Consider the following 14,091-nt stretch of genomic DNA (forward strand, 5'->3'; position numbering starts at 1 on the left):
AGATAAAGTTCATACAAGTGTTTAATCCCTGACCAGCATACGCTGCGACGCTTCGCCGCTGAGCGGTCGTTGCAGAGCGCTCCAGACCAGCCGCAGCAATTGGTACACCGCCAGAATCGACATCGCCACAAAGAACAGCAGGCTCCATTCCGGGATACTCAAATCGAACAGCGTCCAGGAAATTTCTGCGCAATCGACACCGCCCTTGAACATCCGCACCGTTGCACACAACCACGGCAGGTTGCTGAACAGCGCTTCGGAGTCGGGCGCGCAGCTCGTCATTTGTACCAGCGGATCGCTCTGCAACAACACCTGCCGCCAGGCGGCGGTGGTGCCGCCCAGGCTGACGCAAAACGTGATCATCCAGTAGAGCGACAGGCCAACACGCCGTGGGCCATGCACCGCCGCCAGCCCACAACAGACCGTCAGCAACGCCATGAAGAACCGTTGCGCGAGGCACAGGCTGCACGGCGTCAGCCCGACCGCATATTCGAGGTAATAGGAAGCTCCCAGGGCCAGGGCCCCTGCAGTGAAAGCCGTGAAAAACAAGGAGCGTGAACAGGCCAACGACATGGCTTTTCCGTAACAGTAGAGACAGGCAGTTACGGTAGAGGAAAGCTTGTCAGCCTTTCAAGGCGGGTCCCTGCCGACAGTTCAACAGAAGTGTAGGGAAAACCCGACAGGGGCCAGAGGAATAGGTGTAGTCCGTTGTAGGACTTCACCCAGGACGCCAACAAAAGGTAATTATTCGCTCGCTGGAGCTTAACGAGGGAGCGTCCTCCCTCGTGACTTCAGGCGTGAACCGGCACCGGCAATGGCGCGGCCAGAAGACGCTCATCCAGCAGTCCGAGACCTTCCTGGAACAACTCATTGCTGCGCTCGGTGTCACCCAGTTGCGCGAGCAGGCGCGCCAGCTCTGCGCAGGCTTCCGGGTTGCGTTGCACCCGCAGGCTGCTCTCCAGATAATCCCGCGCCTTGCCCCACAAACTGGCCTGCAGACAAAGCCGTCCCAAGGTCAGCAGCAGGCTCGGATCGCCCGGATGTTCCTTGAGCCAACCTTCGGCGGTGTGCAACTGACGCGCCGGGTCGCTGCCGCGCACCAGACCATAGAGTCGCGCCAGATGGCTGTCGTACTTGCGCTTGAGAGCGCTGCGCAGCACTTCCTCGGCTTCGACCTGAGCACCCAGCTGACGCAGTTGCTCGGCATACGCCAGCACCAGCGCCGGCTCCTGGCGTTGGGCGGAACTCAGTTGCTCCCAGGCAAGATTGAGTGACTGCAGACCGACCTTGCCGTCTTCGTCGCGGTGCGCAGCCAGGGATAGGTTGTTGCCCCAGGCGCGACGTTCCAGTTCAGCCAGTTCAGCCGGCGGCAGAGCCTTGTCCTTGCGCAGTTCCGGCAGCAGGCGGATGACCGCCGACCAGTCGCCACGCTGTTGATGCAAGCGCTGCAACTGACGCAGGGTCTGCACGTTATGCGGATGCCGCTCGTGCATCGCTTGCAGGGTCACCAGTGCGCCATCGGTGTCACCGCGATCGGTCTGCAATTGCGCATGACTCAAGGCAATCGCCAACTCGGCCTGAGGCTGGCGCTCCAGCGCACGCTCGAGCAACTGATCACACTCCTCGTACTTGCCTTGTTCGTTGGCCGCGCGGGCGGCACCGAGGTAGTACAGCAGCGGTTGGCGCTCGGCTTCGGCGGCGCGATACAGATGGCGTTGCGCGCTGGCCCAGCGCCCTTCGGCCAGATCCAGCTGACCGTGTTCGATCGCCACCTGCACCCGACGACTGCGGTTACGCCGCGACCAGGGATTGACCACGCCACTGGAGGTCATGACCAGTTCGACCAGCGCCTTGATACCCCAGATCAGCAGCCACAACACCGCGATCAGCGCCAGCGTGGCCCACAGGCTCGACTCGTAGCGGAAGCTCTTGTAGGCAATCAGCACGTACCCGGAGTGCTCGGCAATCGCCAGGCCCAGTGCCGCCGTCGCGGCAATCACCAGAAACACGATCACATACAGGCGTTTCATGGCGTGGTCTCCTGCGCGGTGTTGGCGGCAGGTTTGGCGAACGGTTTGACCGATTCTTCAGCGTTGACGTTACGTCGCTCCAGATAACCCTGCACCGCACTCAGCGTGCCGGTCAGATCAGGCGTCTTGACCGTGACCGGTTGCTGGCTCAGCTCGGCGACCTGTTCGAGCATGATTTTGCTCTGCGGATTGTCCGGATTGAAATTGCCCCTGAGCACGTCCCGCGCTTCGGTCAGCGCCTGGGTGTAAACCGGCGCCTGACCATTGAGCGCGGCCCACTGCGCCTGCTCCAGTGCCAGGCTCAGGGCCAGACGCACCTGACTCAGACTCTGCCCGGCCAGCAGTGGCTTCACGTTCTTGTCAGCGTTGAAATCGATGCGGATGTAACGCGAAACCTGATCCCACCACTGCGCCCAACGACTGGCGCCATCGCCGTCAGCGGTCAGACCCAGCAGCGATTCGCCACGATCCTTGTACTCCGGCGCCAGTTCGGTCAGCTCGATGACCTGATCACGCAAGGCGCCAATGCGCAGGAACAAGCCAGTGCGATCCGGCTGCTCGGTGCTGCGCAGGGCGACCAGGGTTTTTGCCACTTGCTCGCGTGCTACGAACGAGCCCGGGTCATTCTGTTCACGGAGGATTTCGTCGGCACCCTGCACCAGCGCCTGGGCGCTGCTGATGTCCTGCAAGGCCGACAGACGAAGACTGGCCAGACGGAGCAGATGCTCGGCCTCGGCCAGGCGCCAGTCCTTGCGGCTGGCGCCGAGGACGGTTTCCAGACGCTGATTGAGGCGCTGCTGATCACCCTGCAACTGCGTCACCAGACGCTGGCGATCAGCAAGTTCGTCGGCCCCCGGCAACTGCGCGAGGCGCTCGGTCAGGCGCTGCTCGTTGAGTTTGAGGCTCTGGGCCTGATCGTTCAACGCCTGCACCTGGCCCGACTGTTGTGCGGTGTTGGTCTGCAGGTGACGCACCTGCCAGACACCCCAGCCACCGATCGCCACGCCGGCAGCGCCGAGCAACAGGGCGACAATGGCCAGTCCGTTGCCTCGGCGCGGCTCCTTGGCCGGCGGTGGAGTTTCAACCTGGGCATCGATCACAGGCTGGACATCATCTTTAGGCAAGGCTGTTTCGCTCACGTATCCATCCTTTGCATTAGAGAACGGGCACGGGATGCTCCCGTAGCGCCGTCAGCAAAGCCGCGGCACTCGCGCCGCGGCAATCCACAACTGTTTGGGCCCCGGCGGCACGTGCCAGCTCGGCGACCCTTGGGCTTGGAACAAACAACGGCCACTGCGCAATCGCAGGCCAGGCAGCGCCGGCCATTTGGCGCAGGTGCTCGAAACCCTGTCCACTGCTGACCACCAGCCCGTTCAAGCGTTCCGCTTCGATCCGCCGCGACAACTCTTGCGGCGAGTAGGTCGGCAGGTCACGCCGATACAACTCCAGATACTCGACACTAGCACCTAGCGCGCGCAGACGCTCGGCGAGCAGCTCACGACCACCCTCCCCGCGCAGGATCAACACCTGCGCGCCAGACTGCGCAACCACTTCGCGCAGACGCGGCAATTGCAACAAGGCTTCGCTGTCATCGCCGGTGGCCGGGAAGTGCACGTCCAGGCCGCGCTCGCGAAGAATCTGCGCCGTCGCCGCACCGACGCTGAACCAGGGCATCGCCAACGATGACAAGCCAAAGGCATCGAGCAGGCCGACTGTGATTCGCGCCGCTGGCTTGCTGACCACGATGACCGCGCTGCAGTTCGACAGCTGGGTCATGGCCTGACGTATTTTCTCAGAGACCGGCAGCGGCACGATGTCCAGAAGCGGCAGGCAACTGCTGAAAAAACCTTCTGCGGCCAACACCTCGGCCAGCGCCGCACAGTCGTCCGCAGGGCGCGTCAGCAGCAGGCGCCAGCCGGTCACTCGTGACCTGCCTCGCCATAGACCGCTTTGAGAATGTCGTCGGCACCCTGGCTGAGCAGGTCTTCAGCGACCTTCACGCCCAGCGCTTCGGCATCGGCACGCGGGGCGCGAGCCTCGGCGCTGAGCAGCTTGCCACCGCTCGGCTCGCCGACCAGACCACGCAGCCATAACTGCCCATCTTCGAGCACGGCGTAGCAGGCGATTGGCACCTGGCAGCCGCCATTCAGATGTTTGTTGAGGGCACGTTCGGCAGTCACACGCGAAGAGGTATCGGCGTGATGCAACGGTGCGAGCAAGGCGTGGATCTGCGTGTCGGCGCTGCGGCATTCGATGCCGACGGCGCCCTGGCCACCAGCCGGCAGACTGTCGTCGACGCTGATCGGCGAAGTGATGCGGTCTTCGAAACCGAGACGGATCAGACCCGCCGCCGCGAGAATGATCGCGTCGTACTCACCGGCATCGAGCTTGGCCAGACGGGTATTGACGTTACCGCGCAGGAAACGGATTTGCAGATCCGGGCGGCGAGTCAGCAGTTGCGCCTGACGACGCAGGCTGGAGGTGCCGACGATGCTGCCGGCCGGCAACGCGTCGAGGCTTGCGTAAGTATTGGAAACGAAAGCGTCACGCGGGTCTTCGCGTTCGCAGATGCAGAACAGGCCAAGGCCTTCGGGGAAGTCCATCGGCACGTCTTTCATCGAGTGCACGGCGATGTCGGCTTCGTTTTCCAACAGCGCGGTTTCCAGTTCCTTGACGAACAGGCCCTTGCCGCCAATTTTCGACAGCGGCGAATCAAGCAGCTTGTCGCCGCGACTGACCATGGGCACCAGCGTCACCAGCAGCCCCGGATGGGCCGCTTCCAGACGGGCTTTGACGTATTCGGCCTGCCAGAGGGCCAGCGCACTTTTACGGGTGGCGATGCGGATTTCGCGAGAGGACATGGATCAATCCGTACTGAATAGATACGGCGGATAATAACAGCTCAGCCAAATCCACTTTGACTTGAATCAGAAACGGCGTGGCCTCCCTGGCCGGCAATGCCTGGTAACAAGACTGCAGAACCGCCCGGAATGACCGGCTTACAGGCCCTGCATCATTTTGCGCACACCGGCCACATGCCGGCGGCTGACGATCAACGCATCGCCGTTCAGGCCCTTGAGGAACAGCTGGAAATGCCCCAGTGGCGTGCGTTGCAGGCGCTCGATGCGGTCACGGGCGACTAGCGCGTTGCGGTGGATACGCACGAAGCGTTCGCCGAATTCGTCTTCGAGGGCCTTGAGCGGTTCGTCCAGCAGCACTTCGCCGCTCTCATGGCGCAAGGTCACGTACTTGTGATCGGCAATGAAGTAGACCACCTGATCCAGCGGGATCAGCTCGATGCCTTTGCGGGTACGGGCGCTGATATGACTGCGCGGGCCGTTGCCGCTTTCGGCAGCAGGACGGGTCAGGGCCGAGAGTTGGGCCCGGTTGGGACGTTCAGCCCGTTTCAGGGCGTCATGCAGATGTTCGGTTCGCACGGGTTTCACCACATAGCCCACGGCGCTGGCCTGCAGGGCTTCCACGGCAAATTCATCGGGGCCGGTGCAAAACACCACGGCCGGCGGCGTTTCGCGTTCGCACAGACGGGCAGCCACCTGCAGGCCATCCAGACCCGGCATGCGGATATCGAGCAGCACGATATCCGGCTTGTGGCTGTCGATCAGCGCCAACGCCTCTTCGCCATTCGTGGCGCTGGGCTCCAGGACTGTGTAACCCTCGAGCTCGCTTACCATTCGGCTTAGGCGCTCGCGAGCCAGTGGTTCGTCATCAACGATCAGGACATTCATATTGCGCTGGATTCCTGCGTGAGTCTCGCACAAGGATAGCGTAGACAGGTGAAGTGACGTCCGTCACCGCGATCCACGCTAAGACTAGCCCGAGCGCCAAAAAGTGCCGTACGTCGGCCAGCAATATTTGCCAGTGCCCGGGTCGTACTGCTCAAAGCCCGCTGTTTCCTGCGTTTTTCACGCGGCTTGCCAAAGGACAAATCCACCCACCCCCTCTTCTTATAGTCGGCGTCCGGACCTTTGTGCGATCCGCAGTCGCGCCGACCCTTATGTCCAACTGTAGACGCTTGCCGAGCCGATATTGCTCAATCGGAAAATATCCTTGCGCAAATCCCCCGTGGACAGCGCCGACTATGAACCAGCAGATGAGAAAAAAACGTATCGACCAGTGTCAGCGACAGGATTGGCAACCCTGTTATTATCCGTGCCAGCGTTTCACGCCTTCTTTCTCCAAGCCGATACGAGCGAATTCATGAGCACTGACAAGACCAATCAGTCCTGGGGCGGCCGCTTCAGTGAACCCGTCGACGCCTTCGTCGCCCGCTTCACCGCCTCCGTCACTTTCGACCAGCGCCTGTATCGCCACGACATCATGGGCTCGATTGCCCACGCCACCATGCTGGCCAAGGTCGGCGTACTGACGGATGCCGAGCGCGACAGCATCATCGATGGCCTGAAGACCATCCAGGGCGAAATCGAGGCCGGCCAGTTCGACTGGCGCGTCGACCTCGAAGACGTGCACATGAACATCGAAGCGCGCCTGACCGACCGCATCGGCGTCACCGGTAAGAAACTGCACACCGGGCGCAGCCGCAACGACCAGGTCGCCACCGACATCCGCCTGTGGCTGCGTGACGAAATCGACCTGATCCTGGCCGAGATCACCCGCCTGCAAAAAGGCCTGCTGGAGCAAGCCGAGCGCGAAGCCGCGAGCATCATGCCGGGCTTCACCCACCTGCAGACTGCGCAGCCAGTGACCTTCGGGCACCACATGCTGGCCTGGTTCGAAATGCTCAGCCGCGACTACGAACGCCTGGTCGACTGCCGCAAGCGCACCAACCGCATGCCGCTGGGCAGCGCTGCACTGGCCGGCACCACCTACCCGATCGACCGCGAATACACCGCGCAACTGCTGGGCTTCGACGCCGTCGGCGGCAACTCGCTGGACAACGTTTCCGATCGCGACTTCGCCATCGAATTCTGCTCGGCCGCGAGCATCGCGATGATGCACTTGTCGCGTTTCTCCGAAGAACTGGTGCTGTGGACCAGCGCGCAGTTCCAGTTCATCGATCTGCCGGATCGTTTCTGCACCGGCAGCTCGATCATGCCGCAAAAGAAAAACCCCGACGTGCCAGAACTGGTACGCGGCAAGACCGGCCGTGTGTTCGGTGCGCTGATGGGCCTGCTGACTTTGATGAAGGGCCAACCGCTGGCCTACAACAAGGACAATCAGGAAGACAAAGAGCCGCTGTTCGACGCCGCCGACACTCTGCGCGACTCGCTGCGGGCCTTTGCCGACATGATCCCGGCGATCAAACCCAAGCACGCGATCATGCGTGAAGCGGCGCTGCGTGGTTTCTCCACCGCAACCGATCTGGCGGATTATCTGGTGCGCCGTGGCCTGCCGTTCCGTGATTGCCACGAGATCGTTGGCCATGCCGTCAAGTACGGCGTGGACACTGGCAAGGATCTGGCCGAGATGAGCCTGGAAGAACTGCGCCAGTTCAGCGACCAGATCGAAGAGGACGTGTTTGCCGTGCTGACCCTCGAAGGCTCGGTGAATGCCCGTGACCATATCGGCGGCACTGCGCCGGCGCAGGTCAAGGCCGCGGTGGTTCGCGGTCAGGCGCTGATCTCCAGCCGCTAAAAAACCAAAAGCTTCGCGAGCAAGCCCGCTCCCACATTGGATCTGTGCTGAACACAAAATCTGTGAACGTCACAGATCCAATGTGGGAGCGGGCTTGCTCGCGAATGCTGACTTCAGAGCGCTACAAATCTCACTTCTTCGCCGCGATCATCGCCAAAAACCCCGGCATCGCCGCCTCTTTATCCGCCGCAATCTTCTGCACATGAGGATTCTGCTCAAGCCGCTCCAGCAACGCCTTGGCCTTCGGCATTTCAGCCAACAAATCCAGATCGAACAGCTTCTTGCCCACCGCACACGCCAGCGGCACGCTGTACAGGAAGTACAGATCGGCAATGCTCAGACTGTCGCCCGCCACGTACGGGGCGAATTTGCCGTGCCGACCCAGCGCAGCGAAACCCAGCAGCAGCTCGACCTTGGTTTTTTCCTTGATCGCCTCCGGCACCGCCGCGCCAAAGAATGCTTCGCCATAACAGGCGCGGCCCGGCAACTCGATATAGAGCTCGATTTCCTTGGCAATCGCCAGCACCTGTGCACGCTCGAACGGATCGCTCGGCAGCAGTGGCGTACCTTTCAGGGTCTGTTCGAGGTATTCGAGGATGATCGCGGTTTCATTGATGAAACCCTCCTCGACGCCCAGCACCGGCACTTTGCCGCGCGGACTGATGGCCAGTGATTCCGGGGTCTGCGCCGGGTAGAACGTGACCTCTTCGAACGCCAGGCCTTTTTCCAGCAGTGCCAGTTTGACCATGTTGTAGTAGTTGCTGACAGCGAATCCATAAAGCTTGAACATCACATAGCCTCCAGGCCGTGCGGGGTGGGCAGTCACTGTTTATAGATCGCCGGACTCGATCCTGCCAGCAGCAACACACCGCTGAATGCGGGTAAACTGGCGCCTTTCCTTGAGGAGCCTGCCATGAGCGAGCCGACAGACATCGACAACGACGAAGAAGAGTTCACCGAGGCGACGTTGATCGAAGCCATCGAGAACCAGATCGAAAGCGACAACCCGCCAGCGGCCAAGGCGACTTACAACAAGCTGACGCTGGTGGGCGTCGAGCGCGAAGAGATCCTCAATCTGATGGCGCACGTGCTGGCCTACGAGATTGACGCGATGCTCGATGAAGACCGCGCATTCAATACCGAATGGTACGAAGCGGCGCTGCGTGCATTGCCTGAGTTGCCACCAGAAAAGCAGTAACCTCCGATCCTGTAGGAGTGAGCCTGCTCGCGATAGCGTTCCGTCGGTGAAGAATATGCCGACAGGCACTCCGCTATCGCGAGCAGGCTCACTCCTACAATGTTTGTTACGTATCCATCCGGCCATCTCCCGAGCCCCAACTACACTGGAATCCGCCTCAAGACAAAATCCCTGATCTGAGCACTGGACATGCCGCAGAAGCGGGTTCACCTTAGGGGCGCTGTCGTCCAATTCCTAGAAAGTCTGGAGTCCTTATGTCGCTTACCCCTGAGCTGGTTGCCGAACTGGAAGTCCTCGCACTCTTCAACCTGGACAGTTCCCAGGAAGGTTTGAAAATTCATCAGACCGCTGCCCCGAAACACATTGCCGCCGCCAAACGCCTCTTCGAAAAAGAACTGACCGACCAGCCCGATGGCGGGTATCTGACCAGCCTGGGTCGCGATGCCGCGCAAAGTGTGCAAACCGTGCTGACCATTCTGAGAGAGCAGGAAACCGCCTGACTTCCCGTCTTTGCCCACGGGAACCCCTGCCACGGGATTTCCGCGGGCCCACTTGATTGCCTCGCGCTAAAAATCTGACGTCAAAAAACAAATTCAGCTTAAAAGTCCCGCTGCGCAAAGGCTAAACTGCCTCCCAATCCGAGACCCTCTTCGTCCGAGCCTGCGAGCCGGTTTGAGCTGACATGACGCGCACCCATGAAATCCGCCCCGACCTGGACGAAGGCATCGACCGCAAGGTACTCAGCCAGTTGCGTGCGCGTTTTCTCAAACTCAATGAAGGCCGTCTCGGCCGTGCACTTGAAGGCTTGTCGAGCCGCCAGCAAGGCGTGCTGACCCTGCTGCCGCTGTTTTTCCACGTCAATCACCCGCTGCTGCCGGGTTATGTCTCGGGCAGCACGCCGGCCGGGCTGTCCAACTACGAGCCGGACGCCAACGTGCTTGCCGAAGCTCAGCGGCTGACCCGTTCGTTCTCCTACAAGCCACGCCACGGCAGCAATCCGCCACGGCCGATTCACGGGCTGTTCCTGATGGGCAGCCTTGGCACGCTGGCCCAGGCCGATCAGAGCGACATGGATGTGTGGGTCTGCCACGCGCCGGATCTCACCGACAGCGAACTGGCCGAGCTGCGCAAAAAATGTCAGTTGCTCGAAACCTGGGCCGCCAGTCAGGGTGCCGAGGCACATTTCTTTCTGATCGATCCGGTGCGCTTCGTCAAAGGTGAGCGCGACACCCAGTTGAGTTCCGAGAACTGCGGCACCACCCAGCATTACCTGCTGCTCGATGAGTTTTACCGCACGGCGATCTGGCTGGCCGGACGCACGCCGATCTGGTGGCTGGTGCCGGTCTACGAAGAAGGCGCCTACAACCTCTACACCCACACCCTGATTTCCAAGCGCTTCATCCGCGCCGACGAAACCCTCGACCTCGGCCACCTGGCAACGATTCCGCCTGGCGAGTTCATCGGCGCCGGACTGTGGCAACTGTTCAAGGGCATCGAGTCGCCCTACAAGTCGGTGCTCAAGCTGCTCCTGACCGAGGTCTACGCCAGCGAACACCCACAGGTGCAATGCCTGAGTCTGCGCTTCAAAAAAGCCGTGTTCGCCAATCAGCTGGATCTCGATGAGCTTGATCCGTACATGGTCGTGTACCGGCGCATCGAGGAATACCTCACTGCGCGCAACGAACCAGAGCGCCTGGAGCTGGTGCGCCGCGCGCTGTACCTGAAGGTCAACCGCAAGCTCACCGGCAACAGCCGCAGTCAGGGCTGGCAGCGTTCGCTGCTGGAGCGTCTGGCCAGCGAATGGCATTGGGACCAGCGCCAACTGGCGCTGCTCGACAGTCGCAGCCAATGGAAAGTCCGCCAGGTCAGCGCCGAACGCCGCGCGCTGGTCAACGAGCTGAATTACAGCTATCGCTTCCTGACCCAGTTCGCCCGCACCGAACAGACCGTCAGCCTGATCAACAAGCGCGACCTGAACGTGCTTGGCCGCCGCCTGTACGCAGCGTTCGAGCGCAAGGCCGACAAGGTCGAGTTCATCAATCCCGGGATCGCCCCGGATCTGGCCGAAGACACCTTGACGCTGGTGCAGTCACCGAACAAAAAGGAACCGGGGCAAACCCACTGGGGCCTGTACAACGGCAGCCTGACCGCGCTGGAGTGGGAGCATTTCGCGCCGATCAAGCGCAGCCGTGAGCTGCTCGAACTGCTCACCTGGTGCCATCGCAACGGCGTGATCGACAGCAGCACCCGTCTGGCCCTGCATCCGGGCACCAGCGACCTGAGCGAGTTCGAACTGTTCAACCTGCTCGGCAGCCTGCAACAGTGCATCGCCCTGCCCTTGCCCACAGTCGCCGAAGAGCCATTGCTGCGCGCCGCCGTGCCGAGCGAAGTGCTGATGCTGGTCAACGTCGGCGTCGACCCGCTCAAGCATCACCGCGACCTGAACATCCTGATGACCACCGAGCGCACCGACTCGCTGAGTTACGCCGGGGTCCGGGAAAACCTCGTGCTGACCCTCGATCAGGTCACGCTCAACAGCTGGAACGAAGTTCTGGTCAACCGCTTTGACGGCCCCCATGCGTTGCTCGACTGCCTGCGCGACTACCTTAACAACCTGCCACGCGGCCCGCAGCAACCATCATTGAAGGTACGTTGCTTCTGCCACAACCGTGCGCAGTTCATTGCCCGCCGCGTCGAAGAGATCGTCGATACCGCGCAAAACCTGCTGCTCAGTGAGCTGAACCATCGCTATCTGATTCAGGTGCAACAGCACTATCACGTGCTGGAACTGGTGCCGGGACAGGTCAATCACGTTGCCCTCGCGACATTGCCGGCACTGCTTGATTACCTCGGCGAAGAACAGGCACGTTACAGCCCGCTGCACCTGGACCCGATGGCACTGGAAGAACACGACCTGGCGCTGATCCTGCCGATGGGGCAGCCGGAATCGATTCAGGTGTTCTACCGGATTACCGAGCAACAGGCCGAGCTGTACGTGCTGGATGAGTTCAACGCACTGTGGCAGCAGCGTCTGCCGTATCACGACGAGCAGAGCCTGCTGGTGCCGCTGCAACGCTTCCTGCAATCGATTCAGTACCGGCGTGAAGCGCTGTTGCCGATGGACGGCAGCCCGGCGATCAGTCTCGAGACTTTGTATTACCAGTTGTTGCCCTCAGGACCGGGACGCGCGCGCCGGGTCGAGGCACGGCCGGCGCCGCAGACCCCGGTCAACAAACCGTTCTACGACGTACAGGCGATCATCGGCAAGGCCGCACCGGCAGAGGTGCAGGTCACCCTGTATTGCAATCAACGGGAATTCAGCGAGCTGGAACATGGCGACCAGCTGTTTCATGTGGTCGCCCGGGAGATCATCGAGCAGCGCCGCGAGACCGAGCGCTATCGCTGCTACATCACCGACCTGGACTTGTCGGGCCTGCTCGGTGATGGTCAGAGTTCAAGCAATTTGTATCTGCGCTACAAGGCCGACCTGGAGCGCGCCCTGAACGAGGCGCTCGAACAGGTCTGAGGCGGGGTTACTCGCGGAAATCACCGCCGTTGGCCGGCTGCGATTCGACTTCCAGCAACGTCAGTTTCAGGGTCTTGCCACCTGGGGCCGGCCAGTCGATGTGCTGACCGACCTTCAGGCCCAACAATGCGCTGCCGACCGGCGCCAGGATCGAGATCTTGCCTTCATCGGCGTTGGCATCCTTGGGATACACCAGCGTCAGGTGGTAATCCTTGCCACTGCCCTCTTCGCGGCAATGCACACGGGAATTCATCGTCACGACATCGGCGGGCACCTCATCGTGGCCGACCACGGTGTCGGCGCGATCCAGCTCGGTTTGCAGCGCGATCACGCCCGGCGCAGCCTGGTCTTTCTCGTTCAGGTTGTCGATCAGGCGCTCCAGACGTTGCACGTCCAGACGGGTAAGGGTGATGGAAGGTGCGGTCATGATCCGGGCAGACTCCTTTCTTCTGCACACAAAAAAAGCAAAACCCCGCCAAAAAAGACGGGGTTTTCACCGGGCCTCGATGGGTTGAGGCGTGTTCCGACACTATCACAGCTCAAAAAATATACAAGTCACCCACCCCGACACCACGCAACCTCTGTGACGAGGGGATATATCCCCGATGGGTCGCGCAGCGGCCCCAGGCTTTTGAGTCTGCTGCGCAGTCTATCGGGGATAAATCCCCTCACCACAACATCCCTAGGCCAAGGATCTGCGGGCAGTAGCCTGGGCAACGATCACCCGCCGTCGCTCATCATCCGCCGAGCGCCATTCACGAATGTCTTCGACATGTCGCGCGCAGCCAAGGCAAACCTTCTGCTCATCCAGCCGGCACACGCCGGTGCACGGCGAAGGCACCGCCGGGCTGACGTTGCTGTAAAGCGGCTTGGGTGGGCGCGGGGCAACCTCGGTCACGATCAGATCTCTTCGAAGTCCAGCTTGAGGTCCGCCTGATCCTGAACACAGCGAGCCAACACTTCACCGAGCAATTCTGCGGACTTCTCGCAGCTCCACTTGCCCGACTCTTCGTCGTAGTCAAAATGGAACCCACCGGAACGCGCCGCCAGCCACAGCTGACGCAGCGGCTCCTGGCGGCTGATGATCAGCTGGCTGCCGTTATCGAACTTGATGGTCATCATGCCGGCCGTGATCTCGATATCGTCGGCATGATCCTCCAGCAACTCTTCCAACGCCTGCTGGGTGGCATCGACCAGATCGTGGAAACGCGCTTCGGACAAACTCATTGTGGCAACCTCAAAAAAATGTCTGCTCAGGCTCAAGCGCCGCAAGATACGGACGCTGCCGGCCGATTGCAAAGGATAACGACCAAGGGCCGATTGGCCCATCCAACACCGAACCCTGTGGGAGCGAGCCTGCTCGCGAAAGCGGTGTATCAGGCAGCGAGCCTGTTGAACCTGCCGCCCTCTTCGCGAGCAGGCTCGCTCCCACGGGGATTTGTGCGCATCCGGACAAGCCCCGCCGGACGGGAACCCCCTCGCATAGGCAAGCTGCCGGGTGGCCGGTATACTCCGGCGCAATTAACGCATTTTCAAGGATTTCGCCATGAAGCGCCTGATCTCTTCCCTTGCTGCGCTCGTCGCGGTTGCCTGCCTCGTTTCGGCCTGTGGTCAAAAAGGCCCGCTGTACCTGCCGGATGACGATCAGGACCCGGCCGAGCAAGCCCAGTCTTCGCAAAAGCAGCCGTCCAAAGCTCACAAGCACGACGTTTACCAATAAGGGA

Annotated in this window: 15 protein-coding genes and 1 pseudogene; 5 read left to right on the top strand and 11 right to left on the bottom strand. The window is 61.3% G+C overall.

The window, feature by feature from the left end:
• Positions 1-21: 21 nt before the first annotated feature.
• The 7 genes and pseudogenes from QMK55_RS12265 to QMK55_RS28610 form a co-directional block, all read right to left on the bottom strand.
• Positions 22-573: a disulfide bond formation protein B gene (locus QMK55_RS12265; RefSeq protein ID WP_102354812.1), complete on the bottom strand. Its 552-nt coding sequence runs from the start codon at positions 571-573 to the stop codon at positions 22-24.
• A gap of 218 nt (positions 574-791) precedes the next feature.
• Positions 792-2,030, bottom strand: coding sequence for a heme biosynthesis protein HemY (locus QMK55_RS12270; RefSeq protein WP_102354811.1), 1,239 nt, complete (start codon positions 2,028-2,030; stop codon positions 792-794).
• Positions 2,027-3,169 carry a uroporphyrinogen-III C-methyltransferase gene (locus QMK55_RS12275; protein ID WP_102354810.1) on the bottom strand — a complete coding sequence of 381 codons (1,143 nt, stop codon included), beginning with the start codon at positions 3,167-3,169 and terminating at the stop codon, positions 2,027-2,029. The genes QMK55_RS12270 and QMK55_RS12275 overlap by 4 nt, the downstream gene beginning before the upstream one ends.
• A 16-nt stretch (positions 3,170-3,185) precedes the next feature.
• Positions 3,186-3,953 carry a uroporphyrinogen-III synthase gene (locus QMK55_RS12280; RefSeq protein ID WP_320329261.1) on the bottom strand — a complete coding sequence of 256 codons (768 nt, stop codon included), beginning with the start codon at positions 3,951-3,953 and terminating at the stop codon, positions 3,186-3,188.
• Complete coding sequence (hemC, locus tag QMK55_RS12285; RefSeq protein ID WP_102354808.1) at positions 3,950-4,891, bottom strand: hydroxymethylbilane synthase; 942 nt, start codon at positions 4,889-4,891, stop codon at positions 3,950-3,952. Before hemC ends, QMK55_RS12280 begins: the two co-directional genes overlap by 4 nt.
• A 138-nt stretch (positions 4,892-5,029) precedes the next feature.
• Positions 5,030-5,776 (bottom strand): LytR/AlgR family response regulator transcription factor, encoded by a 747-nt coding sequence (locus QMK55_RS12290; RefSeq protein WP_003229385.1) that lies wholly within the window; start codon positions 5,774-5,776, stop codon positions 5,030-5,032.
• Positions 5,773-5,922, bottom strand: a pseudogene (locus QMK55_RS28610) (sensor histidine kinase); the annotation flags it as partial. The pseudogene QMK55_RS28610 and the gene QMK55_RS12290, both read right to left, overlap by 4 nt.
• A 326-nt stretch (positions 5,923-6,248) precedes the next feature.
• On the opposite strand from QMK55_RS28610, the gene argH reads away from it, so the two are divergent.
• Positions 6,249-7,643 carry an argininosuccinate lyase gene (argH, locus tag QMK55_RS12295; protein ID WP_102354807.1) on the top strand — a complete coding sequence of 465 codons (1,395 nt, stop codon included), beginning with the start codon at positions 6,249-6,251 and terminating at the stop codon, positions 7,641-7,643.
• Positions 7,644-7,773: 130 nt separating this feature from the next.
• On the opposite strand, the gene QMK55_RS12300 is transcribed toward argH, so the two are convergent.
• The gene (locus QMK55_RS12300; protein ID WP_320329262.1) at positions 7,774-8,433 is read right to left on the bottom strand and encodes a glutathione S-transferase; all 660 of its coding nucleotides are present in this window, start codon (positions 8,431-8,433) and stop codon (positions 7,774-7,776) included.
• A 123-nt stretch (positions 8,434-8,556) separates the two neighbouring features.
• Between QMK55_RS12300 and QMK55_RS12305 the strand changes: the two genes are divergently transcribed.
• The 3 genes from QMK55_RS12305 (at position 8,557) to QMK55_RS12315 (ending at position 12,367) form a co-directional block, all read left to right on the top strand.
• Positions 8,557-8,841, top strand: coding sequence for a hypothetical protein (locus tag QMK55_RS12305; protein WP_102354805.1), 285 nt, complete (start codon positions 8,557-8,559; stop codon positions 8,839-8,841).
• A 254-nt stretch (positions 8,842-9,095) separates the two neighbouring features.
• A complete protein-coding gene (locus QMK55_RS12310; protein ID WP_047596728.1) occupies positions 9,096-9,341 on the top strand; it encodes a TIGR02647 family protein in 246 nt (81 codons plus the stop codon).
• A 182-nt stretch (positions 9,342-9,523) separates the two neighbouring features.
• The gene (locus tag QMK55_RS12315; RefSeq protein ID WP_102354804.1) at positions 9,524-12,367 is read left to right on the top strand and encodes a class I adenylate cyclase; all 2,844 of its coding nucleotides are present in this window, start codon (positions 9,524-9,526) and stop codon (positions 12,365-12,367) included.
• A gap of 7 nt (positions 12,368-12,374) precedes the next feature.
• Here QMK55_RS12315 and rnk read toward each other — a convergent pair whose 3' ends face one another.
• The 3 genes from rnk to cyaY form a co-directional block, all read right to left on the bottom strand.
• Entirely contained in the window at positions 12,375-12,794 is a 420-nt protein-coding gene (gene rnk / locus QMK55_RS12320; protein WP_038359156.1) for a nucleoside diphosphate kinase regulator, read from the bottom strand.
• Positions 12,795-13,049: 255 nt separating this feature from the next.
• Entirely contained in the window at positions 13,050-13,265 is a 216-nt protein-coding gene (locus QMK55_RS12325; RefSeq protein ID WP_102354803.1) for a DUF1289 domain-containing protein, read from the bottom strand.
• A 2-nt stretch (positions 13,266-13,267) separates the two neighbouring features.
• Positions 13,268-13,594 (bottom strand): iron donor protein CyaY, encoded by a 327-nt coding sequence (gene cyaY / locus QMK55_RS12330; protein ID WP_102354802.1) that lies wholly within the window; start codon positions 13,592-13,594, stop codon positions 13,268-13,270.
• Between the two features lie 319 nt (positions 13,595-13,913).
• Between cyaY and lptM the strand changes: the two genes are divergently transcribed.
• Positions 13,914-14,087, top strand: coding sequence for an LPS translocon maturation chaperone LptM (gene lptM / locus QMK55_RS12335; RefSeq protein ID WP_007911098.1), 174 nt, complete (start codon positions 13,914-13,916; stop codon positions 14,085-14,087).
• The last annotated feature ends 4 nt before the right edge of the window (positions 14,088-14,091 follow it).

This window comes from Pseudomonas sp. P8_229 (assembly GCF_034008635.1).
In the GTDB taxonomy this organism is placed as follows: Bacteria; Pseudomonadota; Gammaproteobacteria; order Pseudomonadales; family Pseudomonadaceae; genus Aquipseudomonas.

Excerpts from the sequence above, each read along its gene's own strand:
- QMK55_RS12265 (WP_102354812.1), bottom strand. The coding sequence starts at position 573 with ATGTCGTTGGCCTGTTCACGCTCCTTGTTTTTCACGGCTTTCACTGCA.
- QMK55_RS12270 (WP_102354811.1), bottom strand. The coding sequence starts at position 2,030 with ATGAAACGCCTGTATGTGATCGTGTTTCTGGTGATTGCCGCGACGGCG.
- hemC (WP_102354808.1), bottom strand. The coding sequence starts at position 4,891 with ATGTCCTCTCGCGAAATCCGCATCGCCACCCGTAAAAGTGCGCTGGCC.
- QMK55_RS12290 (WP_003229385.1), bottom strand. The coding sequence starts at position 5,776 with ATGAATGTCCTGATCGTTGATGACGAACCACTGGCTCGCGAGCGCCTA.
- argH (WP_102354807.1), top strand. The coding sequence starts at position 6,249 with ATGAGCACTGACAAGACCAATCAGTCCTGGGGCGGCCGCTTCAGTGAA.
- QMK55_RS12300 (WP_320329262.1), bottom strand. The coding sequence starts at position 8,433 with ATGTTCAAGCTTTATGGATTCGCTGTCAGCAACTACTACAACATGGTC.
- QMK55_RS12305 (WP_102354805.1), top strand. The coding sequence starts at position 8,557 with ATGAGCGAGCCGACAGACATCGACAACGACGAAGAAGAGTTCACCGAG.
- QMK55_RS12310 (WP_047596728.1), top strand. The coding sequence starts at position 9,096 with ATGTCGCTTACCCCTGAGCTGGTTGCCGAACTGGAAGTCCTCGCACTC.
- QMK55_RS12315 (WP_102354804.1), top strand. The coding sequence starts at position 9,524 with ATGACGCGCACCCATGAAATCCGCCCCGACCTGGACGAAGGCATCGAC.
- rnk (WP_038359156.1), bottom strand. The coding sequence starts at position 12,794 with ATGACCGCACCTTCCATCACCCTTACCCGTCTGGACGTGCAACGTCTG.
- cyaY (WP_102354802.1), bottom strand. The coding sequence starts at position 13,594 with ATGAGTTTGTCCGAAGCGCGTTTCCACGATCTGGTCGATGCCACCCAG.
- lptM (WP_007911098.1), top strand. The coding sequence starts at position 13,914 with ATGAAGCGCCTGATCTCTTCCCTTGCTGCGCTCGTCGCGGTTGCCTGC.